The sequence below is a fragment of the Shigella flexneri 2a str. 301 genome, from assembly GCF_000006925.2.
GTDB lineage: Bacteria > Pseudomonadota > Gammaproteobacteria > Enterobacterales > Enterobacteriaceae > ECMA0423.
In genome coordinates this window covers 2,465,879-2,491,069 of sequence record NC_004337.2, presented here as the reverse complement: position 1 = coordinate 2,491,069, position 25,191 = coordinate 2,465,879, and the positions used below count along the sequence as shown (strand labels likewise).

Genomic DNA, 25,191 nt, shown 5'->3' with positions numbered 1-25,191 from the left:
GTAAATAGCTCCCACATTAGAACATTGTGGGAGCCGCAATTTAGTCATTTTTCTGACAGAAAACAGCAATCTCCTGGTCCAGCTCTGCAATGTGTTCTTTAACAGAGTTCAGCAGCTGAAGAATTTCAGGCTTACTGTCATCTGAAGCAGGTGTTATTTCTAACTGATGGCTAATATTAATCAACTTTTGCAAATTCAGGATGTTAGCCGCACCGTGGATGCGATGAATACACTGATGGAAAGTTCTGTTATCGCCAGCTTCTAGTGCATGAAACGCAGCGGGTAGATCTTTATGCGTTTCATGCTGGAAAGTCATGAGAATCTCCTGCATCAGTTGTAGATCATTCGCCGTATTATTTTTCAGGGCTTCGATATCAAGGTGGCGATACTGAGGTGCAATATGCGCAACCTGGTGTAACTGACTTAAATGTGTTTTCAGTACATCCAGGGTCAACGGTTTGAACAAACATAAGTTCATGCCGCAACTTAACCCTTTTTCACGTTCGTTAGCCTGTGCGTTGGCTGTAAGCCCCCAGATGGGTAAGGAAGAATTTTGCTCACGGAGTTTGCGAGTCAACTCAAAACCATCCATATTCGGCATATTAACGTCAGTAATAAGCAGATCATAATGTTGCATACTGACTTTGTGTAGCGCTTGCACACCATCAGTGGCTTCATCAACATCATATCCTAATAGATTTAGCTGGCGTTTGAGTAATAGCCTGTTGGTCGGATGATCATCCGCGATTAATATGCTCAACTTTTCAGGTAGTGTGATGGGTTGTTCTGCTTTTGCCTCGACAGTCGCCACTTGCTGGCTAATTTCTACCGGGATTGTGATCGTAAATGTTGTTCCTATGCCTGGATGACTTTCTAATGATAAATCGCCCTGCATATTTTTAATTAATTCTTTGCAGATCATTAAGCCTAAACCAGAACCTGTTTGCTGACGACCTGCACTTGTTTGGCTGTAGCGCTTAAACAGTTGTTGTTGTTCTTCCTGCGATAATCCACTTCCAGAATCCATAATCGTCATTTTGATAACAGCGTGGTTGTCATCAATGTGACCCAGGGAGGTCGTAATTTTTACTGCCCCCTCGGTGGTAAATTTGAGAGCATTACTCAGTAAATTTGATAAGACCTGCTTAAACGCCTGAGGGTCGATCTTAACCAGGTAATGATCAGGAAATGTACTGCTGCAACTTAATGCGATCGATTTGCTTGCAGCAATCGCACCGAAAGAGTGACAAGTGTTCTGGACTAAAGTAGGGATATCGACCCATTGTGGTTGAAGTTGATAGTTACCCGATTCAATTTTGTCGACATCAAGGATTTCACCAATTAAGCCGAGGAGTGATTGTCCGGTGGCGTAGGCAAGTGAAATCGCCTCCACCCGTTGCTCCTTGCTAAGACCAGAACCCGACAGAAGTTCCAGGAAGCCCATAATAGAGCTTATTGGTGTTCTTATTTCGTGACTCATCGTTGCCAGAAACTGACTTTTTGCTACGGTAGCCTTTATCGCTTTATTTTTTTCTACCTCGAGTGCATTAATTAGATCACGCGTTTCAGTAATATCTTGCCAACCACAAATATATACTGCATTGTCACTTGCAGGAAGATTGCATAATGTATGCCAGTGATTAATGCATCTTTTCTCGATGCCATTATCAATTTCAAATACCTGTGTGTATATTGTTCGATTTTCTTTCGTTTCTGCTGTGACTTCATGCGCATTAGAAAAAACATCTTTAAAGGGTGAATCACTGTTTTCTAATGGTAACATTGCATTTTTGTAGTAATCCGCAGTGAAATAATGTTCAAAAGCACTATTATGACTAATGACATTACCTTGCCAGTTTACAACATAAGTTGGATTCGGTAAGGAATCCGAGAGTGCTTTTCGGAATGATATTTGGTTTTCTAAATCACCCTGAATGACTTTACGACGACGAACTGAGCGTAACAGGTAGAATCCCCATAAAAGGCTACTGCCAACTAATAAAACGGATAATGTCGTAACAATATAAAATTGCTCGCTATATAGGTCCCATGTGTCAATGGTCACATTGGGCATTTTAATCCATTTTTCCGTCAGGCGCAGAACTTCGCTTGGGGGAATTGCATTCAGTGCTTTATTAATAATATCCTTAAGTTCCGGTTCTCCGCGAGGAAAAGCGAACGAAAGCGATGCATTCGGAACGCCAGGAATAAGAAAATGATAAAGTTCATTAGGATAGTAATGATCGATCATGTAACGCGAATTTAGCTGTGTCGCGACCAGAGCATCAAGTTCACCTTCCTTAATCTTGTGAAATGCAGCGCTGGCATTATCGACCTGTATCCATTCAACCTCCGGATACATCTCTTTTAATTGCGAATGCAGCTCATAATAATATGGAATGGCAACTTTCATTCCTTTTTTTAATGTTTGTTCACTGTCAGGCGCTTTTTGCATGACAAAAACGTAAGGCGTTGTTATGAAGGCTTCAGCAAATAAAACATTATTTTCTCGATCTTCACTATAAATAGCGCCAGGTATTATATCCCATCCTCCGGGGCTAAGTTGTGTTCCAGCATGGATATTGTGTGAAACGGTGATCGGAGAAAAATTTAAACCTGTTTGCAAGGTAATAATATTAAGAATGTCCCCCATAACGCCCCGAACCGAGCCATTTTCATCCGTCATAGAATAGGGGGGCGAGTAAGGATTTTCCAGCACCTTTAAATTGGGATGCTGCTTAATCCACTGTTTTTCATGTTCAGTGAGTTCTAATGGTTTGTTCAGAAAGGCCAGGTTTCCTGTATCAAGCCAATTTTGTGATACTTCATAGCGAACTTCATTTGTTAAAGCATCAACAAATCTATTGAGTACTTCATTAAGAATGACAGATTCTTTTCTGGTCAAGAAAAAATTATATTGACGCGGCGAGTTATAATATTTCACTACATTTAAGGAGTGAGTGAAATAGCGGGAAATCATACTGCTGGTAATGATGTTACTACCAATAAAGTAATCATTGTGCCCAGCTGAGACGGATGCTAATGCCTGATATAAATTTGTAAAAGAGATAATTGTTGCTTTTGGAAATGATTGATGAATTACCTCGTCTGGGGGGTAATTTGCTACCCGAGCAATATTTACTGGTTTTGGTGAGGTAAGCGGTCGCATTGAGTCGTGAAGGGTGGTTACCAGCGCCGGAAAGGTAATTATCAATGGTTTGGTTGCAGCAATGTCATTATTAAGAGGCGGCGAAGTAACTAAATGTGATAACACTATATCGACTTCACCTTCTGCAAGCGCGTCCATTGCTTTTTGATGATCTGCGTATTCCCGGAGTGTTAATTTGATATTTAACGCTCTTTTTAAAAGATTTAAATAATCAGCATTAATACCACGAACCTGTTGCTGCGAATCGGTATGCAACAAGGTAGCCGTTTGGGACTTGTGTACTGCAATCACAAGATTTTTTTTGCTCGCTAACCAACGTAATTCCTTGTTGCTCAGACGTACTGGATCAAGTGTGACACGGTTGTTACTACTGATGCCACGATATTCGATGTAATCTTCGTCTGCGAAACTTATGGTCGACCAAAGACCACAACAGAGAAGAAAAAAATAGGGTAAAAACTTCATGTGATTAGCCGATTTTGTTACGTTGCGCGAATGTGTAAAGATCCATCAGTGATTTACATTCTAATTTTTCCATCAGGCGACTTTTATACGTGCTGACAGTTTTGTTGCTGATGAACATTTTTTCCGCAATGTCATTATTATCCTTGCCATCAAGAATATACCGCATGACACTAATTTCTTGTTTCGATAAGGAGTCGAGTTTTTGCTGGTCGGACGTTAAACTTCCAACAAACCGGTTGAGAGAGAAGGGGAAATAGCAGTAGCCATTTTTTGCAGCTTCAATAGCCGCAATGATATTGTTCATGCCTTCTTTTTTACTCACGAAACCATTAGCGCCAGCATCAGCACAATGTTTCCCGTAAAAATGGTCATTTTTAGCGGAGACGATAATAATAATTCCGCTATATTGGCGCTTCCTCAGCGTTTCTAACACCTGGATACCGTTAACTCCGGGGATATCGACATCAATGATGACGATATCAGGCTTAAGTGTTTCCACCCGCTGAACGGCGCTTCCGCCTTCAGTTAACTCCGCTAAGATTTCAATATCGTTTTTGATCAATAAATTACGAATTGCTGCGATAGCAAGAGGATGGTCATCAATAATTATTGCGTTCATAGATTATTCCCTTTGCAATGAAGCATCTCCCTTCTCCCTGTAGTAATACAGACATAAGGCGTCATCTCATTTTCTCAATAAAAATAAGAAAATCTGAGTTTCCTTTAAGATAATTCGACAAGTATACCATATAAATAGTCGGCATAAATGAAATGTCAACAATAAAATCAGGGATTATACCGATGATTTATAGTTTCAAGTTAGCACTATAAGTCTTCTCACTAATCCTACAGGCGTAAGAATTGTATTGCAAAAGCCACGGTTTAGTCCTCTGTTGTTTTTTTTGCACCTCATTTAAATTAGGCCTCCAACGTTCCTGGGATAATGTGCAACACATGCACTGTGTTTGATATGAAGAATGAATACTCTTTTCATTCAATTCATAAATTTCATCTATGCGAAATGAGAGATAATAGTGGAACAGATTAATTCAAATAAAAAACAGTCTAACAGAAAAAAATACTTTTCTTTATTGGTGATAGTTTTATTTATTGCGTTTTCAGGTGCCTATGCCTATTGGTCAATGGAATTAGAAGACATGATTAGTACAGATGACGCCTATGTCACGGGGAATGCAGATCCAATTTCTGCACAAGTCTCAGGTAGTGTCACTGTAGTTAATCATAAAGATACGAACTACGTTCGACAGGGTGACATTTTAGTTTCACTGGATAAAACTGATGCCACTATCGCACTCAATAAAGCTAAAAATAATCTGGCAAATATTGTTCGGCAAACGAATAAACTGTACTTACAGGATAAACAATACAGTGCCGAAGTCGCTTCAGCACGTATTCAGTATCAACAATCTTTAGAAGATTATAACCGTCGTGTGCCTTTAGCGAAGCAGGGGGTTATTTCAAAAGAAACGCTGGAGCATACCAAAGATACGTTAATAAGTAGCAAAGCGGCACTGAATGCCGCTATCCAGGCTTATAAAGCGAATAAAGCTTTAGTAATGAACACACCATTAAACCGTCAGCCACAAGTAGTTGAAGCGGCGGATGCAACCAAAGAAGCCTGGTTGGTGCTTAAACGTACGGATATAAGGAGTCCGGTTACTGGCTATATTGCCCAGCGAAGTGTTCAGGTCGGCGAAACAGTGAGTTCCGGACAATCGTTAATGGCTGTCGTACCGGCACGTCAAATGTGGGTTAATGCCAACTTTAAAGAAACACAACTCACGGATGTACGGATTGGTCAATCAGTCAATATTATCAGCGATCTTTATGGTGAAAATGTTGTGTTTCATGGTCGGGTGACAGGGATCAATATGGGAACCGGCAATGCGTTCTCCTTATTACCTGCACAAAATGCGACAGGGAACTGGATCAAAATCGTTCAGCGTGTACCGGTTGAAGTTTCTCTTGATCCAAAAGAACTCATGGAACACCCCTTGCGCATTGGTTTATCGATGACTGCAACTATTGATACGAAGGACGAAGACATTGCTGAGATGCCTGATCTGGCTTCAACCGTGACCTCCATGCCTGCTTATACCAGTAAGGCTTTAGTTATCGATACCAGTCCGATAGAAAAAGAAATTAGCAACATTATTTCGCATAATGGACAACTTTAATGGCAATCACTAAATCAACTCCGGCACCATTAACCGGTGGGACGTTATGGTGCGTTACTATTGCATTGTCATTAGCGACGTTTATGCAAATGTTGGATTCCACTATTTCTAACGTCGCAATACCGACAATATCTGGCTTTCTGGGAGCATCAACAGACGAAGGCACCTGGGTTATCACCTCGTTTGGCGTAGCAAATGCCATTGCGATCCCTGTTACCGGCAGGCTGGCACAAAGAATAGGCGAATTAAGGTTATTTTTACTTTCAGTCACTTTTTTTTCGCTGTCTTCCTTAATGTGTAGTTTATCGACCAATCTTGATGTGCTGATATTTTTTAGAGTCGTTCAGGGATTAATGGCGGGGCCGTTAATTCCACTGTCACAGAGTTTATTATTAAGGAATTATCCACCAGAAAAAAGAACATTTGCTCTGGCATTATGGTCAATGACCGTGATTATCGCTCCGATATGTGGGCCGATATTGGGCGGCTATATTTGCGATAACTTTAGCTGGGGTTGGATATTTTTAATCAATGTCCCTATGGGGATTATCGTCCTGACATTATGCTTAACCTTACTTAAAGGAAGAGAAACTGAAACTTCACCGGTAAAAATGAATCTACCAAGACTGACCCTGTTAGTGCTCGGTGTTGGTGGCTTGCAAATTATGCTTGATAAAGGGCGCGATCTGGATTGGTTCAACTCGAGTACAATAATAATATTAACAGTAGTATCAGTTATTTCTCTGATCTCTTTAGTCATTTGGGAATCGACCTCAGAGAACCCGATTCTTGATCTCAGTTTGTTTAAGTCCCGTAATTTCACCATTGGTATTGTGAGCATCACCTGCGCGTATTTATTTTACTCTGGAGCGATCGTCCTTATGCCGCAGTTACTCCAGAAAACGATGGGGTATAATGCGATATGGGCCGGGCTTGCTTATGCGCCCATCGGCATCATGCCACTATTGATTTCACCTTTGATAGGACGTTATGGCAATAAAATAGACATGCGGGTGTTAGTGACATTCAGTTTTTTGATGTATGCGGTTTGCTATTACTGGCGTTCTGTGACATTTATGCCAACGATTGATTTTACAGGCATCATTTTGCCACAGTTTTTCCAGGGATTCGCCGTTGCCTGTTTCTTTTTACCCTTAACAACGATTTCGTTTTCAGGCTTGCCAGATAATAAATTTGCCAATGCCTCGAGTATGAGTAATTTTTTTCGTACCTTGTCAGGATCAGTTGGTACGTCGTTGACAATGACGCTGTGGGGACGACGCGAATCGTTACACCATAGTCAGTTGACAGCAACCATCGATCAATTTAACCCCGTGTTTAATTCATCGTCACAAATTATGGATAAATACTATGGTTCGCTTTCAGGAGTTCTTAATGAAATTAATAATGAAATAACCCAGCAGTCACTTTCTATTTCTGCAAATGAGATTTTCCGTATGGCGGCTATTGCTTTTATCTTACTTACGGTTTTGGTTTGGTTTGCGAAACCGCCGTTTACAGCGAAAGGCGTTGGGTGATGATAAAAGGAGGGGGTTATAGCGGGTAAGACCGGGGATCTTAAGTTTGCGCCATCGGCAGCATCGCTCACCCAGGGAAAGGATTGCGATGTTGCGTTGAAACGTTATTAACGGCCTTTTGCCAGATATTGATTCATCTCTTCTTCCGGCACCATTCCACCTCCCGTCGCCCACACCAGATGAGTGGCATTACGCAATTGTTCTGCGCTGAAACCGTGCATCTGTTGGTAACTTACTGATGCACACACGCGCTGAGGTCCGGCCATACCCGCCAGTGCTGAAGGTTCAAGACGAATACCTTCTTCCTGCGCCAGCCAGCCAAGCATGTCATACATGGTTTGATCGCTAAGGGTATAGAAGCCATCCAGCAGACGCTCCATTGCCCGCCCGACAAAGCATGATGCGCGACCAACTGCAAGGCCATCCGCTGCGGTAAGGTTGTCGATACCAATATCCTGAACAGAAATCTGATCGTGTAATCCTGTATGGACGCCTAACAACATACAAGGGGAGTGCGTTGGTTCGGCAAAAAAGCAGTGAACATGATCGCCAAACGCCAGTTTAAGCCCGAATGCGACGCCACCAGGACCACCGCCAACACCACACGGCAGATAGACAAACAGAGGGTTATCAGCATCGACGATACGGCCTTGCTGGGCAAATTGCGCTTTAAGACGCTGGCCAGCAACGGAATACCCAAGGAACAACGTGCGGGAATTTTCGTCATCAATAAAGAAACAGTTCGGGTCAGACTGCGCTGCTTTACGTCCTTCCTCGACGGCAACACCATAATCTTGCTCATATTCCACGACCGTAACGCCATGGCTGCGCAGTTTCGCTTTTTTCCATGCCCGGGCATCAGCAGACATATGAACTGTCACCTTAAAGCCAATGCGGGCGCTCATAATGCCGATTGATAACCCCAGATTTCCGGTTGAGCCCACAGCAATGCTGTATTGGCTAAAGAACTGTTTAAACTCCGGAGAAAGCAGTTTGCTGTAGTCATCATCAAGCGTCAGCAACCCCGCTTCCAGAGCCAGTTTTTCTGCATGTGCCAGGACTTCATAAATCCCGCCGCGTGCTTTTATAGAGCCGGAAATGGGCAAATGGCTATCTTTTTTCAGTAGGAGTTGCCCGCTGATCGGTTGTTGATATTCCTTTTCCAGCCGTTTTTGCATAGCCGGAATGGCAACCAGTTCTGATTCAATAATCCCCCCAGTGGCAGCTGTTTCAGCAAATGCTTTTGCCAGATAGGGTGCAAAACGGGATAAGCGCGCATGGGCGTCCTGAACATCCTGTTCGGTCAGGCCAACATAAGGTAAACCTTCAGCCAATGAGGTCGTGCTAGGATTAAACCAGGTGGTTTCTTTAAGAGCAACCAGATCCTTTACCAACGGATACTGGGCGATGAGCGAGTTCATTTTAGCGTTTTCCATAGTACGTCTCTTTGCGCTTAGATGATAAATGACAGCAGGAATGTGCCCGCCAGAGCGACGACTGAAGCGATAAATGTCGCTGTCGTATAGTATTTAAATGTTTCATTGAGCGTAGCGCCGCAATATTGCTTCACCAGCCAGAAAAGCGAGTCCGTAACGATCGTGCAGCCAATTGCACCTGAACCGATAGCAATCGCAATAATTTCCGGGCTGATGTCGGGATACAGTGGCAGCATTCTTCTCCAGGTTGGCGATGCCAGTTGGCATGTTTTACTTACTTGCCTATATGGTTACTCGTTGGCGAGAACAGAGGCGGAATTGGGGACAATTGTCCGGGAATTATTGTTATTTTTTATTGTATTGCTGTGTCAGGTGATAGGGCGTTGGATCTCGCCAGTGACGTCTGTTTCTGCTACAGTGCCCGTTTTACGGCAAACGGCTTGGGTATGGCTTCATTAAAGGATGTCGCACGCCTGGCGGGAGTGTCGATGATGACAGTCTCCCGGGTGATGCATAATGCAGAATCTGTGCGTCCTGCAACGCGTGACCGCGTATTGCAGGCAATCCAGACCCTGAATTATGTTCCTGATCTTTCCGCCCGTAAGATGCGCGCTCAAGGACGTAAGCCGTCGACTCTCGCCGTGCTGGCGCAGGACACGGCTACCACTCCTTTCTCTGTTGATATTCTGCTTGCCATTGAGCAAACCGCCAGCGAGTTCGGCTGGAATAGTTTTTTAATCAATATTTTTTCTGAAGATGACGCTGCCCGCGCGGCACGTCAGCTGCTTGCCCACCGTCCGGATGGCATTATCTATACTACAATGGGGCTGCGACATATCACGCTGCCTGAGTCTCTGTATGGTGAAAATATTGTATTGGCGAACTGTGTGGCGGATGACCCAGCGTTACCCAGTTATATCCCTGATGATTACACTGCACAATATGAATCAACACAGCATTTGCTCGCGGCGGGCTATCGTCAACCATTATGCTTCTGGCTACCGGAAAGTGCGTTGGCAACAGGGTATCGTCGGCAGGGATTTGAGCAGGCTTGGCGTGATGCTGGACGAGATCTGGCTGAGGTGAAACAATTTCACATGGCAACAGGTGATGATCACTACACCGATCTCGCAAGTTTACTCAATGCTCACTTCAAATCGGGCAAACCAGATTTTGATGTTCTGATATGTGGTAACGATCGCGCAGCCTTTGTGGCTTATCAGGTTCTTTTGGCGAAGGGGGTACGTATCCCGCAGGATGTCGCTGTAATGGGCTTTGATAATCTGGTTGGCGTCGGGCATCTGTTTTTACCGCCGCTGACCACAATTCAGCTTCCACATGACATTATCGGGCGGGAAGCTGCATTGCATATTATTGAAGGTCGTGAAGGGGGAAGAGTGACGCGGATCCCTTGCCCGCTGTTGATCCGTTGTTCCACCTGATATTATGTTAACCCAGTAGCCAGAGTGCTCCATGTTGCAGCACAGCCACTCCGTGGGAGGCATAAAGCGACAGTTCCCGTTCTTCTGGCTGCGGATAGATTCGACTACTCATCACCGCTTCCCCGTCGTTAATAAATACTTCCACGGATGATGTATCGATAAATATCCTTAGGGCGAGCGTGTCACGCTGCGGGAGGGGAATACTACGGTAGCCGTCTAAATTCTCGTGTGGGTAATACCGCCACAAAATAAGTCGCTCAGATTGGTTATCAATATACAGCCGCATTCCAGTGCCGAGCTGTAATCCGTAATGTTCGGCATCACTGTTCTTCAGCGCCCACTGCAACTGAATCTCAACTGCTTGCGCGTTTTCCTGCAAAACATATTTATTGCTGATTCTGCGGGGAGAGACAGATTGATGCTGCTGGCGTAACGACTCAGCTTCGTGAACCGGGCGTTGTAGAAGTTTGCCATTGCTCTCTGATAGCTCGCGCGCCAGCGTCATGCAGCCTGCCCATCCTTCACGTTTTGAGGGCATTGGCGATTCCCACATATCCATCCAGCCGATAACAATACGCCGACCATCCTTCGCTAAAAAGCTTTGTGGTGCATAAAAGTCATGCCCGTTATCAAGTTCAGTAAAATGCCCGGATTGTGCAAAAAGTCGTCCTGGCGACCACATTCCGGGTATTACGCCACTTTGAAAGCGATTTCGGTAACTGTATCCCTCGGCATTCATTCCCTGCGGGGAAAACATCAGATAATGCTGATCGCCAAGGCTGAAAAAGTCCGGACATTCCCACATATAGCTTTCACCCGCATCAGCGTGGGCCAGTACGCGATCGAAGGCCCATTCACGCAATGAACTGCCGCGATAAAGCAGGATCTGCCCCGTGTTGCCTGGATCTTTCGCCCCGACTACCATCCACCATGTGTCGGCTTCACGCCACACTTTAGGATCGCGGAAGTGCATGATTCCTTCTGGTGGAGTGAGGATCACACCCTGTTTCTCGAAATGAATACCATCCCGACTGGTAGCCAGACATTGTACTTCGCGAATTGCATCGTCATTACCTGCACCATCGAGCCAGACGTGTCCGGTGTAGATAAGTGAGAGGACACCATTGTCATCGACAGCACTACCTGAAAAACACCCGTCTTTGTCATTATCGTCTCCTAGCGCTAGCGCAATAGGCTCATGCTGCCAGTGGATCATATCGTCACTGGTGGCATGTCCCCAGTGCATTGGTCCCCAGTGTTCGCTCATCGGGTGATGTTGATAAAACGCGTGATAACGATCGTTAAACCAGATCAGGCCGTTTGGATCGTTCATCCATCCGGCAGGAGGCGCGAGGTGAAAATGGGGATAGAAAGTGTTACCCCGGTGCTCATGAAGTTTTGCTAGTGCGTTTTGCGCCGCATGCAATCGAGATTGCGTCATTTTAATCATCCTGGTTAAGCAAATTTGGTGAATTATTAACGTTAACTTTTATAAAAATATAGTCCCTTACTTTCATAAATGCGATGAATATCGCAAATGTTAACGTTAACTATGGCGTTTTGTGATCGAATATGCATGTTTTAGTAAATCCATGACGATTTTGCGAGAAAGAGGTTTATCACTATGCGTAACTCAGATGAATTTAAGGGAAAAAAATGTCAGCCAAAGTATTAATGCCGATCAGTTAAGGATCAGTTGACCGATCCAGTGGCTGTGTAAGAATCCGGAAACGCTCACTTGTTTCCGGATTCTTTTATGCACATTGGACAGGCTCTTGATCTGGTATCCCGTTACGATTCTCTGCGTAACCCACTGACTTCTCTGGGGGATTACCTCGACCCCGAACTCATCTCTCGTTGCCTTGCCGAATCAGGTACTGTAACGCTACGCAAGCGCCGTCTTCCCCTCGAAATGATGGTCTGGTGTATTGTTGGCATGGCGCTTGAGCGTAAAGAACCTCTTCACCAGATTGTGAATCGCCTGGACATCATGCTGCCGGGCAATCGCCCCTTCGTTGCCCCCAGTGCCGTTATTCAGGCCCGCCAGCGCCTGGGAAGTGAGGCTGTCCGCCGCGTGTTCACGAAAACAGCGCAGCTCTGGCATAACGCCACGCCGCATCCGCACTGGTGCGGCCTGACCCTGCTGGCCATCGATGGTGTGTTCTGGCGCACACCGGATACACCAGAGAACGATGCAGCCTTCCCCCGCCAGACACATGCCGGGAACCCGGCGCTCTACCCGCAGGTCAAAATGGTCTGCCAGATGGAACTGAAGTGGCACACTGAATTTGGCCACCTGAACAGAGGTGATATGCTCACCTCAGAACAACACAGGTGCTCCAATGAAAAAAAGAAATTTTAGCGCAGAGTTTAAACGCGAATCCGCTCAACTGGTTGTTGACCAGAAATACACGGTGGCAGATGCCGCCAAAGCTATGGATGTTGGCCTTTCCACAATGACAAGATGGGTCAAACAACTGCGTGATGAGCGTCAGGGCAAAACACCAAAAGCCTCCCCCATTACCCCGGAACAAATTGAAATCCGTGAGCTCAGGAAAAAGCTACAACGCATTGAAATGGAGAATGAAATATTAAAAAAGGCTACCGCGCTCTTGATGTCAGACTCCCTGAACAGTTCTCGATAATCGGGAAACTCAGAGCGCATTATCCTGTGGTCACACTCTGCCATGTGTTCGGGGTTCATCGCAGCAGCTACAGATACTGGAAAAACCGTCCTGAAAAACCAGACGGCAGACGGGCTGTATTACGCAGTCAGGTACTTGAGCTACATGGCATCAGCCACGGTTCGGCCGGAGCAAGAAGCATCGCCACAATGGCAACCCGGAGAGGCTACCAGATGGGACGCTGGCTTGCTGGCAGGCTCATGAAAGAGCTGGGGCTGGTCAGCTGTCAGCAGCCGACTCACCGGTATAAACGTGGTGGTCATGAACATGTTGCTATCCCTAACTACCTTGAAAGGCAGTTCGCCGTGACCGAGCCAAATCAGGTGTGGTGCGGTGATGTGACCTATATCTGGACGGGTAAGCGCTGGGCGTACCTCGCCGTTGTTCTCGACCTGTTCGCAAGAAAACCAGTGGGCTGGGCCATGTCGTTCTCGCCGGACAGCAGGCTCACCATGAAAGCGCTGGAAATGGCATGGGAAACCCGTGGTAAGCCCGGCGGGGTGATGTTCCACAGCGATCAGGGCAGTCATTATACGAGCAGGCAGTTCCGGCAGTTATTGTGGCGATACCAGATCAGACAGAGTATGAGCCGGCGCGGAAACTGCTGGGATAACAGCCCAATGGAACGCTTCTTCAGGAGTCTGAAGAACGAATGGATGCCGGTGGTGGGTTACGTAAGCTTCAGCGAGGCAGCTCACGCCATAACGGACTATATCGTTGGATATTACAGCGCACTAAGACCGCACGAATATAACGGTGGGTTACCCCCAAACGAATCGGAAAATCGATACTGGAAAAACTCTAACTCGGTGGCCAGTTTTTGTTGACCACTTCAATTGCACCGCGATCTTCAAATCTGCGGATTACTTCCAGCAGTTGCATCGGCTCAATATCCTGAATCTCAAGGCCGCCGATGATGGGTAAAATGTCGTCATCAAACATTTTTGCAAGTTCAGTCGCATACCCTACTGACCAGACTTGCTTCTTGTGTTCGTACCATTCCTTGTAAATCGCACTAAATGAATTGTTGTTAGACGAAGCCTTTTTCGCCTTTACCGGATCGATGCCAGCCGAGATGTCTTTCCTCGCAGTCCATGCTTTATCCCTTGCCTCCTGCAAAGTCATAAGCGGATATTTTCCGACGGTCAGGATTTTCTCCTTACCGTCAATCTTGTAGCGAAGCTGCCATACCTTTTTCCCGGATACAGGGACATAAAGGTACAGGCCATTACCATCGAGAAGGCGGTATGGTTTTTCTTTCGGCTTTGCTGCTTCAATCTGCTTAACGGTGAGCATGGGTAAAAATCCGGTGGGTAAAATTATTTTATCCACTTTTTACCCGTCATGGAGTGCGGCTGTCAACGATCTGACGCGAACCATGACGAACTGTGAATATACGGAAGGCTTGATATTCAGGGGATTTTGCGGACTGGTACGGATGGGAGCGAACTGATAAATGGTGTCCCCTGCAGGAATCGAACCTGCAATTAGCCCTTAGGAGGGGCTCGTTATATCCATTTAACTAAGAGGACAATGCGGCGAGTATACCCGCTAATGGACTGCGGGGTAAGTACGCTGCCGCTCGATTGCTTAAACCCTCGCCATTTATGCTGGGTTTTTATCATTTTTCTTAATGTTTTCCGCACGTTCTGCTTTTTGGCGTGCTTCTGCTTTACGCTTGTTGCTCATGTCGTTACGAATCTGTGCATGACTCATTAACGCGAAGATAAAGGTGCCGCCGCAGATGTTCCCCGCTAAAGTAGGTAGTGCGAAGGGCCAGATGAAATCGCTCCAGTGCAGCGTACCGTTAAACACCAGATAGAGGATTTCAACAGAACCGACCACGATATGGGTGGTGTCACCCAGGGCAATAAGCCAGGTCATCAATATAATCACCACAATCTTTGCCGCACCTGCTGCAGGAAACATCCATACCATAGTGGCGATCAGCCAGCCGGAAATGATCGCGTTGGCAAACATCTCGCTGGGGGTGTTCTTCATCACATCCATGCCGATTTTGACAAATGCATCGCGAGTTTCTTCATTGAAGATAGGCATATATTCAAATGCCCACGCAGCAATACCAGTCCCGAGAATATTACCCAGCAGCACGACTCCCCATAACCGCATAAGTAAGCCAACGTTGCTCATTGTCGGTTTTTGCATGACGGGTAGTACCGCAGTCACGGTGTTTTCGGTAAATAATTGCTGGCGGGCCATTATGACGATAATAAAACCAAAGGTATAACCGAGATTCTCCAGCAAGAAGCTGCCCGGCACACCTTCCAGTTCGGCATGAAATATCCCTTTTGCCAGTAACGAAGCGCCCATCGACAGACCCGCCGCAATGGCTGACCACAGTAGCGCCATTGCGTCGCGTTCTAGCTCTTTTTCACCATCCTGGCGGATATGCTCATGAATTGCCATCGCTCGGGAGGGGAGTCGGTCTTCATCTATTTCTATTTTTTTGCCGCGCTCTTTTTCTTCGCTCTAAACTTCAATTTCGTCGCTGTGTTGATCAATTTTGTCGTTGTCCATGGTCTCTTCTCTTGAATTAGCACGTATAGCTAAAGCGTAGCGGCTTTTTTGCTCGCAACTGGCGGGAGTTACTCTGAAAATGTAGAAAAGGCTGCGTTTGCCTTTTTCTGTTTCTATAGAATCAAGTAGCCTACAGGGCGGCGATTACCAGGCTATGATCAAATCAGCAAATCAGGGCGTCTGGACATCAGTTGACGTGCTGTTACAATCGCCCACACCTAAACAGGCGGATACGGTATCGTTCCGTCATGGATGGCAAACTGCATAAGCCATAAAAAAACAGGGAGACATTTATGAAGCTTCGCCTGTCGGCGCTTGCTCTGGGAACTACGCTTCTGGTGGGGTGTGCGAGTTCCGGTACAGATCAGCAAGGGCGTTCTGACCCGTTAGAAGGGTTCAACCGCACCATGTACAACTTCAACTTCAACGTATTAGACCCGTATATTGTTCGACCGGTCGCTGTCGCCTGGCGTGATTATGTTCCGCAACCGGCGCGTAATGGTTTGAGCAACTTTACTGGCAACCTTGAAGAACCTGCGGTGATGGTTAACTACTTCTTGCAGGGCGACCCTTATCAGGGGATGGTCCACTTTACCCGCTTTTTCCTGAACACCATTTTGGGGATGGGCGGCTTTATTGATGTTGCAGGGATGGCGAACCCGAAACTGCAACGGACTGAACCTCACCGCTTCGGTAGTACGCTTGGTCATTATGGCGTGGGTTATGGGCCTTACGTTCAGTTACCGTTCTACGGTAGCTTCACGCTGCGTGATGACGGTGGTGATATGGCGGATGCTCTTTACCCGGTTCTTTCCTGGCTGACCTGGCCGATGTCTGTGGGTAAATGGACGCTTGAAGGGATCGAAACCCGCGCTCAGCTGCTGGATTCCGATGGTCTGCTGCGTCAGTCGTCCGATCCTTATATTATGGTGCGCGAAGCGTACTTCCAGCGTCATGATTTCATCGCTAATGGCGGCGAACTCAAACCGCAGGAAAATCCGAACGCGCAAGCGATTCAGGATGATTTAAAAGATATCGATTCTGAATAAGAAACAAATAAAAAAGGTGAGTCGCAAAACTCACCTTTTTTGTTGTTATCCCTCAATTACCACAAGTAAAAGGAGATAAACCGACAATGACCCGGACGTAATGATGTAAAAATACTGATGTTTGTCACTGACTATTTCCGATATTCAGGCGTTGAAAAATCAAAAAACTGGAAAAATAATTTTAAATATCATCAAAATTAACACCTAGTGCAGATAGTTGATTAATTTCATTTTGATATTTCGTCTGGCGATTTTGAAGTCTTTTTTCAACTTTATCTTCGAGATTCTTAAAGTCTTTGTATTTATTTTCAGGATGGTCAACGTCAACTTTGTTAGCGAATAAAGTAGAAATTATTTCTTTTACATTATCGCGTCTAAATTTTGCATCGTCCACTTGAAAATTATATCTTATTGCTCGACCTAAACGTTTAAAAACTTCGTTAGGTTCTCTCAGTCTTTCCCCGTTGAGCTCGTTTACAACCTGATGATCGGAACCAGTTGCAAATGATTCTGCCATGATAGCTTTACTGCTTTCAAACCACGCTGAAGCACTCCTGGCGTTTTCACTACAATATTGGGTGAGACTATCACCATTAATACGAATTCCTCTTTGAATGTGGTAGTCGTCCTGATCGTAGTAACCGAGAGATAAGTAATCATTTCCGTTTTTATTTTTAATTACAATAGCGAGAGAGTCGCCTTTTTTATCTTTACCGTACCAGGTAAATAAGTCCGTTGGTTCGCTTTTCCCGCTCTCATCAAATTCCGTTACCGTATGTCTGAGTTTGTGTGATATCTTATCGAAGATAAAACCAGGATCTCCATCATATATTTCTTTTAATGCGCTGAAGATCATTTCCTTGTTATTGATATCATGAGTCTTCTCAACTATGTTGTCATTAATGATAGTACGGACGAGTTCTTTGTCTTTATAGTTCGCAGGTAATTCTATTGGTTCTTGGTTGTCGATACCAATAGTAATATGGTCTGTATCATTGGAGCCAATATCAATATAAGTAACTGAGGAATTATTAATATTAGATCTATAAGGATCGTCGTTTACTCGTATGGCGTTTTTTATAAGCTCAAGTAGATGTTTAATACAGGTGCTTATTCCTTCCTTACCATTAAAAAGGTTTTTGAACTCTTGTACTAATCCATTAATTTCATCATTGTTATTTTCATTGATGGATTCTGGGTAAGCTGCGCTCTGAGAGATCCCCTCATAATTTCCCCAAAACGTAACCATGTGTGAATAGATTTTGAGTAAGCAGGGTTGCAGCCACGAGTGAGTCTTCCCTTGTTATTGTGTAGCCAGAATGCCGCAAAACTTCCATGCCTAAGCGAACTGTTGAGAGTACGTTTCGATTTCTGACTGTGTTAGCCTGGAAGTGCTTGTCCCAACCTTGTTTCTGAGCATGAACGCCCGCAAGCCAACATGTTAGTTGAAGCATCAGGGCGATTAGCAGCATGATATCAAAACGCTCTGAGCTGCTCGTTCGGCTATGGCGTAGGCCTAGTCCGTAGGCAGGACTTTTCAAGTCTCGGAAGGTTTCTTCAATCTGCATTCGCTTCGAATAGATATTAACAAGTTGTTTGGGTGTTCGAATTTCAACAGGTAAGTTAGTTGCTAGAATCCATGGCTCCTTTGCCGACGCTGAGTAGATTTTAGGTGACGGGTGGTGACAATGAGTCCGTGTCGAGCGCTGATTTTTTCGGCCTTTAGAGCGAGATTTATACAATAGAATTTGGCATGAGATTGGATTGCTTTTAGTCAGCCTCTTATAGCCTAAAGTCTTTGAGTGACTAGATGACATATCATGTAAGTTGCTGATAGGTTTCCAGTTTTCCGCTCCTAGGTCTGCATATTGTACTTTTCCTCTTACTCGACTTAACCAGTACCAACCCAGCTTCTCAACGGATTTATACCATGGCACTTTAAAGCCAGCATCACTGACAATGAGCGGTGTGGTGTTACTCGGTAGAATGCTCGCAAGGTCGGCTAGAAATTGGTCATGAGCTTTCTTTGAACATTGCTCTGAAAGCGGGAACGCTTTCTCATAAAGAGTAACAGAACGACCGTGTAGTGCGACTGAAGCTCGCAATACCATAAGCCGTTTTTGCTCACGGATATCAGACCAGTCAACAAGTACAATGGGCATCGTATTGCCCGAACAGATAAAGCTAGCATGCCAACGGTATACAGCGAGTCGCTCTTTGTGGAGGTGACGATTACCTAACAATCGGTCGATTCGTTTGATGTTATGTTTTGTTCTCGCTTTGGTTGGCAGGTTACGGCCAAGTTCGGTAAGAGTGAGAGTTTTACAGTCAAGTAAGGCGTGGCAAGCCAACGTTAAGCTGTTGAGTCGTTTTAAGTGTAATTCGGGGCAGAATTGGTAAAGAGAGTCGTGTAAAATATCGAGTTCGCACATTTTGTTGTCTGATTATTGATTTTTGGCGAAACCATTTGATCATATGACAAGATGTGTATCTACCTTAACTTAATGATTTTGATAAAAATCATTAGGGGATTCATCAGAGCTGCGCTGGTATTGTTGATTGAAATAGATGGTAGCATGATTTTATTCCATGTTGATTGATTTGTTACAAATATATATTACCTAATGAAATAGACTATCAAAAAACGCTCATTTATTTAGAACCTATCTTTAATTTGAGTGTATAAGCGCACAATAGCCAGGGGGGTTGAGTATCCTGGAAATGCAGAAAAGTAAACTCTTTGAGAAGGACGAGCAGAACGCTTGAAAATATGCATTTCCCTTCAGGTTTGTCTGTGGATACCACTTACTGATTTGAAAGGGCAAGCTGCCATCAGGCTGTTTGCAAAACTCAGGAGGCAAGCAATGAGGAAACTACTTTCGGTGAAGTGGGGGAGTTAAAGTCACCTGCATAGCAGGTGACTTTATCCAGGCGAACGCGTTATCAGAACGCGTAGTTAAAGTTAGTACCGAACAGCCAGGCTTTACCTTCAGACTCGAACTGGTATGGGCCTTCGTTAATTTTCACGCTCTGACCGTGCATATAAGAAACACCAACGTCGACTGAAGCATCTTTATTAAATGCGTAAGTCGTACCTGCACTCAGCCAGAAACGGTCCTGGTCCGGAATGGAGATAGAACGATTCTGAGCCGGAACTGGGCTGTCATCAAAGGCGATACCGGTACGGAAGGTCCAGTTATCATCGTAGTAATAAGTGGTACCCAACGCGATGCGGTAAGCATCTTTAAAGCCTTCATGTTTCTGGAACAGCGTGTCGCCACTGGTTGAGGTCGCTTTCAGCTGCTGGAACTGACTCCAGCTGGTGTAAGCCAGGCTATAGTGAATCGCCCACTGTGGATCAACACGGTTATAACCTGACACTTCCCACATTTCAGGCAGGTTCAGCGTCAGATAACCCGATTGCGTTGCGCCACCTGTCGCGGTAGGAATTGGCAAACCGTAGTTATTAAACGCACGATTAAGATCGCTGCTGTAGTTACCTTTGAAGTCAATTTTCACTTCAGAACGGTAGGTCAGTGCATAGCGGTTATTTTTATCCAGTTCATACAGGATTCCGGCGTTCCAGCCAAAGCCCCACTGGTTACCGTTCAGATGAGCGATTTTGGTATTACTGTCGATACCGTTGGCGGTAGCTGCCAATGCTTGCCCTTGAGGAGTTTGCCCGGCAGGAGATTGCATAATCTGACCAGCAACCAACTGCCCCAGATCGCCTGCGAAACGTTCAATTTTCGCGCGAGCGTAGATGGCGTTGAAACCAAGACCAAAGCTCCATGCATTATTTAAGCGATACGCACCGCTTAAGTTCAGGTTCATGGTTTCAAGGTCAGTTGTACCCCCGACAGAGCCGCCTGCATAAGTATCATTAAACTCTGTTGCCAGACCATAGTTAGAGGTAATAGAAGCGCCCCAACCAAATTGGTCGTTAATCGGTGCAACAAAGTGCATGTTCGGAACCCATGCCGTAGGCGCGATGTTATCGGCTTTCAGGCTACGACCAGACGGAGACGTTCCGCTGATATTCACATCCGGGTCAATATAAACCGCACCCGCAGAAAATGTCGGGCGGTCAAACATGGTAATCAATGCGGGGTTACGGCTAACGTTACCTGCATCATCGGCAATTGCGCCTTCCCCTGAATAAGCCCGGCCCAGGCCAGAGGAAGAAAATTCGTTTAACTGAAAGCCTGCCGACCAGGCCTGGGTGGAGATAAGTGCCACTGCGACTGCGAGAGCAGACTTTGTAAACAGGGTTTTCTGGCTCATGACCATAACCTCAATGATTTATTTTTATACAAACTATGTTACGTGCTGTAACAGGAGCGCGAAGTGTAGGGTCTGAGGTACATCTTAGAAATCAGACCAGTGGCGAGAGTATAGGTCGGACCAGCTAGAATGTTGCAAGTATGTTTCCATCTTTTTTCAAATATGATCTAAGAAACGCGATCCAGCTGGCAAAATTTGGAGGTTGCGCACTCGCGGATTCGGGTGAATTTTGTTTTAGATCATTTTTAAGTGTGATTTCGGTCACTTATCCGATTTTGCAGAATTAACAACTGGAGCAGCACTTTCCGGAAGCGTAAAATATCCACAACGTTTATCTGGCACCTTGGGTGCACATACAGAGGAAATCAACGATGAGTAAATGTAGTGCTGATGAAACCCCGGTTTGCTGCTGTATGGATGTTGGCACCATTATGGACAACTCCGACTGCACCGCGTCTTACAGCCGCGTGTTTGCAAACCGCGCAGAAGCAGAACAAACGCTGGCGGCGCTGACTGAAAAATCCCGTAGCGTGGAATCCGAACCGTGCAAAATCTCCCCGACTTTCACTGAAGAGTCTGACGGTGTGCGCCTGGATATCGATTTCACTTTTGCCTGCGAAGCTGAAATGCTGATCTTCCAGCTGGGTCTGCGTTAATTCCTCTCGGGTACGTACGCCCCTGTCAGTTGCTGGCAGGGGCGTTTTCTTTTCTTTCTTCTGTCTTCACTGTGTCATAGCTCCCACTTTCCTTTTTCTCCGCTTGGCTAAATGTAAAAAAATGGTTAAGACTATGATCAGGTCAGACCACTTTATTTATTTTTTTACAGGGGAGTGTTATGGGTCAGGTTTTACCACTGGTTACCCGCCAGGGCGATCGTATCGCCATTGTTAGCGGTTTACGTACGCCTTTTGCCCGCCAGGCGACGGCTTTTCATGGCATTCCCACGGTTGATTTAGGGAAGATGGTGGTAGGCGAACTGCTGGCACGCAGCGAGATCCCCGCTGAAGTGATTGAACAGCTGGTCTTTGGTCAGGTCGTACAAATGCCTGAAGCCCCCAACATTGCGCGTGAAATTGTTCTCGGTACCGGAATGAATGTGCATACCGATGCTTACAGCGTCAGCCGCGCTTGCGCTACCAGTTTCCAAGCGGTTGCAAACGTCGCAGAAAGCCTGATGGCGGGAACTATCCGAGCGGGGATTGCCGGTGGGGCAGATTCCTCTTCCGTATTGCCAATTGGCGTCAGTAAAAAACTGGCGTACGTGCTGGTTGATGTCAACAAAGCTCGAACCATGAGCCAGCGCCTGAAACTCTTCTCTCGCCTGCGTTTGCGCGACTTAATGCCCGTACCGCCTGCGGTAGCAGAATATTCTACTGGCTTGCGGATGGGCGACACCGCCGAACAAATGGCGAAAACCTACGGCATCACCCGAGAACAGCAAGATGCATTAGCGCACCGTTCGCATCAGCGTGCCGCTCAGGCATGGTCAGACGGAAAACTCAAAGAAGAGGTGATGACTGCCTTTATCCCTCCTTATAAACAACCGCTTGTCGAAGACAACAATATTCGCGGTAATTCCTCGCTTGCCGATTACGCAAAGCTGCGCCCGGCGTTTGATCGCAAACACGGAACGGTAACGGCGGCAAACAGTACGCCGCTGACCGATGGCGCGACAGCGGTGATCCTGATGACTGAATCCCGGGCGAAAGAATTAGGGCTGGTGCCGCTGGGGTATCTGCGCAGCTACGCATTTACTGCGATTGATGTCTGGCAGGACATGTTGCTCGGTCCAGCCTGGTCAACACCGCTGGCGCTGGAACGTGCCGGTTTGACGATGAGCGAACTGACATTGATCGATATGCACGAAGCCTTTGCAGCTCAGACACTGGCGAATATTCAGTTGCTGGGTAGTGAACGTTTTGCTCGTGAAGTACTGGGGCGTGCACATGCCACTGGCGAAGTGGACGATAGCAAATTTAACGTGCTTGGCGGTTCGATTGCTTACGGACATCCCTTCGCGGCGACCGGCGCGCGGATGATTACCCAGACATTGCATGAACTTCGCCGTCGCGGCGGTGGATTTGGTTTAGTTACCGCCTGTGCTGCCGGTGGGCTTGGCGCGGCAATGGTTCTGGAGGCGGAATAATGGAAATGGCATCAGCGTTTACTCTTAATGTTCGTCTGGACAACATTGCTATCATCACCATCGACGTACCGGATGAGAAAATGAATACCCTGAAGGCGGAATTTGCCTCGCAGGTGCGCGCCATTATTAAGCAACTCCGTGAAAACAAAGAGTTGCGCGGCGTGGTGTTTATCTCCGCGAAACCGGACAATTTTATCGCCGGAGCAGACATCAACATGATTGGCAACTGCAAAACGGCGCAAGAAGCGGAAGCACTGGCGCGGCAGGGCCAACAGTTGATGGCGGAGATTCATGCTTTGCCCATTCCGGTTATCGCGGCTATTCATGGCGCTTGCCTGGGCGGTGGGCTGGAGCTGGCGCTGGCGTGCCACGGTCGCGTTTGTACTGACGATCCTAAAACGGTGCTCGGTTTGCCTGAAGTACAACTTGGATTGTTACCCGGTTCAGGCGGCACCCAGCGTTTACCGCGTCTGATAGGCGTCAGTACAGCATTAGAGATGATTCTCACCGGAAAACAACTTCGGGCGAAACAGGCATTAAAGCTGGGGCTGGTGGATGACGTTGTTCCGCACTCCATTTTGCTGGAAGCCGCTGTTGAGCTGGCGAAGAAGGATCGCCCATCTTCCCGCCCTCTACCTGTACGCGAGCGTATTCTGGCGGGGCCGTTAGGTCGTGCGCTGCTGTTCAAAATGGTCGGCAAGAAAACAGAACACAAAACTCAAGGCAATTATCCGGCGACAGAACGCATCCTGGAGGTTGTTGAAACGGGATTAGCGCAGGGCACCAGCAGCGGCTATGACGCTGAAGCTCGCGCCTTTGGCGAACTGGCGATGACGCCGCAATCGCAAGCTTTGCGTAGTATCTTTTTTGCCAGTACGGACGTGAAGAAAGATCCCGGTAGTGATGCACCGCCTGCGCCATTAAACAGCGTGGGAATTTTAGGTGGTGGCTTGATGGGCGGCGGTATTGCTTATGTCACTGCTTGTAAAGCGGGGCTTCCGGTCAGAATTAAAGATATCAACCCGCAGGGCATAAATCATGCGCTGAAGTACAGTTGGGATCAGCTGGAGGGCAAAGTTCGCCGTCGTCATCTCAAAGCCAGCGAACGTGACAAACAGCTGGCATTAATCTCCGGAACGACGGACTATCGCGGCTTTGCCCATCGCGATCTGATTATTGAAGCGGTGTTTGAAAATCTCGAATTAAAACAACAGATGGTGGCGGAAGTGGAGCAAAATTGCGCCGCTCATACCATTTTTGCTTCGAACACGTCATCTTTACCGATTGGTGATATCGCCGCTCACGCCGCGCGACCTGAGCAAGTTATTGGCCTGCATTTCTTCAGTCCGGTGGAAAAAATGCCGCTGGTAGAGATTATTCCTCATGCGGGTACATCGGCGCAAACCATCGCCACTACGGTAAAACTGGCGAAAAAACAGGGCAAAACGCCCATTGTCGTGCGTGACAAAGCCGGGTTTTACGTCAATCGCATCTTAGCGCCTTACATTAATGAAGCTATCCGCATGCTGACCGAAGGTGAACGGGTAGAGCACATTGATGCCGCGCTAGTGAAATTTGGTTTTCCGGTAGGCCCAATCCAACTTTTGGATGAGGTAGGAATCGACACCGGGACTAAAATTATTCCTGTACTGGAAGCCGCTTATGGAGAACGTTTTAGCGCGCCTGCAAATGTTGTTTCTTCAATTTTGAACGACGATCGCAAAGGCAGAAAAAATGGTCGGGGTTTCTATCTTTATGGTCAGAAAGGGCGTAAAAGCAAAAAACAGGTCGATCCTGCCATTTACCCGCTCATTGGCGCACAAGGGCAGGGGCGACTCTCCGCACCGCAGGTTGCTGAACGGTGTGTGATGTTGATGCTGAATGAAGCAGTACGTTGTGTTGATGAGCAGGTTATCCGTAGCGTGCGTGACGGGGATATTGGTGCGGTATTTGGCATTGGTTTTCCGCCATTTCTCGGTGGACCGTTCCGCTATATCGATTCTCTCGGCGCGGGCGAAGTGGTTGCAATAATGCAACGACTGGCCACGCAGTATGGTTCCCGTTTTACCCCTTGCGAGCGTTTGGTCGAGATGGGCGCGCGTGGGGAAAGTTTTTGGAAAACAACTGCAACTGACCTGCAATAAGAAGGTCAAAGCTATATGAATCCGCGCTGAATGGCGGAGTGTTGGTCAAAATGTAAACGCATATTGACTATACTTACGCCATTGAGGTAAAAAACAGC

Annotated in this window: 17 protein-coding genes, 1 tRNA gene, 2 pseudogenes and 3 other annotated features; of the genes and pseudogenes, 9 read left to right on the top strand and 11 right to left on the bottom strand. The window is 46.4% G+C overall.

What is annotated here, in order from left to right; genetic code table 11:
- Positions 1-40: 40 nt before the first annotated feature.
- Both evgS and evgA read right to left on the bottom strand, forming a co-directional pair.
- Positions 41-3,634 (bottom strand): hybrid sensory histidine kinase in two-component regulatory system with EvgA, encoded by a 3,594-nt coding sequence (gene evgS / locus SF2437; RefSeq protein ID NP_708241.1) that lies wholly within the window; start codon positions 3,632-3,634, stop codon positions 41-43.
- Positions 3,635-3,638: 4 nt separating this feature from the next.
- Positions 3,639-4,253, bottom strand: a complete 615-nt coding sequence (evgA, locus tag SF2436) for a DNA-binding transcriptional activator EvgA (protein NP_708240.1) — start codon at positions 4,251-4,253, stop codon at positions 3,639-3,641.
- Positions 4,254-4,668: 415 nt separating this feature from the next.
- Between evgA and emrK the strand changes: the two genes are divergently transcribed.
- Positions 4,669-5,832 (top strand): multidrug resistance protein K, encoded by a 1,164-nt coding sequence (gene emrK / locus SF2435; RefSeq protein ID NP_708239.1) that lies wholly within the window; start codon positions 4,669-4,671, stop codon positions 5,830-5,832.
- The gene (gene emrY / locus SF2434; RefSeq protein NP_708238.1) at positions 5,832-7,370 is read left to right on the top strand and encodes a multidrug resistance protein Y; all 1,539 of its coding nucleotides are present in this window, start codon (positions 5,832-5,834) and stop codon (positions 7,368-7,370) included. Before emrK ends, emrY begins: the two co-directional genes overlap by 1 nt.
- Positions 7,371-7,477: 107 nt before the next feature.
- Here the strand turns inward: emrY and dsdA are convergent, their stop codons facing one another.
- Complete coding sequence (gene dsdA / locus SF2433) at positions 7,478-8,806, bottom strand: D-serine dehydratase (RefSeq protein ID NP_708237.1); 1,329 nt, start codon at positions 8,804-8,806, stop codon at positions 7,478-7,480.
- Positions 8,807-8,823: 17 nt separating this feature from the next.
- A complete protein-coding gene (locus SF2432) occupies positions 8,824-9,042 on the bottom strand; it encodes a gluconate-like high-affinity transporter permease (RefSeq protein ID NP_708236.1) in 219 nt (72 codons plus the stop codon).
- 147 nt (positions 9,043-9,189) lie between these two features.
- On the opposite strand from SF2432, the gene SF2431 reads away from it, so the two are divergent.
- A complete protein-coding gene (locus SF2431; RefSeq protein ID NP_708235.2) occupies positions 9,190-10,248 on the top strand; it encodes a sucrose specific repressor in 1,059 nt (352 codons plus the stop codon).
- A gap of 7 nt (positions 10,249-10,255) precedes the next feature.
- Here SF2431 and SF2430 read toward each other — a convergent pair whose 3' ends face one another.
- Positions 10,256-11,689: a hypothetical protein gene (locus tag SF2430; protein NP_708234.2), complete on the bottom strand. Its 1,434-nt coding sequence runs from the start codon at positions 11,687-11,689 to the stop codon at positions 10,256-10,258.
- A 231-nt stretch (positions 11,690-11,920) separates the two neighbouring features.
- Positions 11,921-12,521: a mobile genetic element (partial), on the top strand.
- Between SF2430 and SF2428 the strand changes: the two are divergent.
- A pseudogene (locus SF2428) lies at positions 12,005-12,893 on the top strand. It overlaps the preceding feature by 517 nt.
- Positions 12,519-13,767 (top strand) — a mobile genetic element. (Overlaps the previous pseudogene by 375 nt.)
- Positions 12,920-13,759: an insertion sequence element IS911 integrase core domain-containing protein gene (locus tag SF2427; protein ID NP_708231.1), complete on the top strand. Its 840-nt coding sequence runs from the start codon at positions 12,920-12,922 to the stop codon at positions 13,757-13,759. (Overlaps the previous feature by 840 nt.)
- Here the strand turns inward: SF2427 and SF2426 are convergent.
- The 3 genes and pseudogenes from SF2426 to SF2425 form a co-directional block, all read right to left on the bottom strand.
- Complete coding sequence (locus SF2426; protein ID NP_708230.1) at positions 13,734-14,228, bottom strand: integrase; 495 nt, start codon at positions 14,226-14,228, stop codon at positions 13,734-13,736. The two genes, SF2427 and SF2426, sit on opposite strands and share 26 nt — an antisense overlap.
- Positions 14,229-14,389: 161 nt before the next feature.
- Positions 14,390-14,464 (bottom strand) — tRNA-Arg (locus SF4487).
- A gap of 73 nt (positions 14,465-14,537) precedes the next feature.
- A pseudogene (locus tag SF2425) lies at positions 14,538-15,470 on the bottom strand.
- Positions 15,471-15,763: 293 nt separating this feature from the next.
- Here SF2425 and vacJ point away from each other — a divergent pair.
- Positions 15,764-16,519, top strand: a complete 756-nt coding sequence (gene vacJ, locus SF2424) for an ABC transporter outer membrane lipoprotein (protein NP_708228.1) — start codon at positions 15,764-15,766, stop codon at positions 16,517-16,519.
- A 181-nt stretch (positions 16,520-16,700) separates the two neighbouring features.
- Here the strand turns inward: vacJ and SF2423 are convergent, their stop codons facing one another.
- The 3 genes from SF2423 to fadL form a co-directional block, all read right to left on the bottom strand.
- Positions 16,701-17,768, bottom strand: coding sequence for a hypothetical protein (locus tag SF2423; RefSeq protein ID NP_708227.1), 1,068 nt, complete (start codon positions 17,766-17,768; stop codon positions 16,701-16,703).
- Positions 17,730-19,058, bottom strand: a mobile genetic element. Its footprint overlaps the gene before it by 39 nt.
- Positions 17,743-18,951, bottom strand: a complete 1,209-nt coding sequence (locus SF2422) for an insertion element iso-IS10R transposase (protein ID NP_708226.1) — start codon at positions 18,949-18,951, stop codon at positions 17,743-17,745. (Overlaps the previous feature by 1,209 nt.) Before SF2422 ends, SF2423 begins: the two co-directional genes overlap by 26 nt.
- A gap of 404 nt (positions 19,059-19,462) precedes the next feature.
- Entirely contained in the window at positions 19,463-20,803 is a 1,341-nt protein-coding gene (gene fadL / locus SF2421) for a long-chain fatty acid outer membrane transporter (protein NP_708225.2), read from the bottom strand.
- 347 nt (positions 20,804-21,150) lie between these two features.
- On the opposite strand from fadL, the gene SF2420a reads away from it, so the two are divergent.
- The 3 genes from SF2420a to fadJ all read left to right on the top strand — a co-directional run bounded on the left by SF2420a (position 21,151) and on the right by fadJ (position 25,093).
- On the top strand, positions 21,151-21,459 hold the full coding sequence (locus SF2420a; protein ID YP_008439266.1) for a hypothetical protein: 309 nt from the start codon (positions 21,151-21,153) through the stop codon (positions 21,457-21,459).
- A 179-nt stretch (positions 21,460-21,638) separates the two neighbouring features.
- The gene (gene fadI, locus SF2420; protein NP_708224.1) at positions 21,639-22,949 is read left to right on the top strand and encodes a 3-ketoacyl-CoA thiolase; all 1,311 of its coding nucleotides are present in this window, start codon (positions 21,639-21,641) and stop codon (positions 22,947-22,949) included.
- Entirely contained in the window at positions 22,949-25,093 is a 2,145-nt protein-coding gene (fadJ, locus tag SF2419) for a multifunctional fatty acid oxidation complex subunit alpha (protein NP_708223.1), read from the top strand. The genes fadI and fadJ overlap by 1 nt, the downstream gene beginning before the upstream one ends.
- Positions 25,094-25,191: the final 98 nt, after the last annotated feature.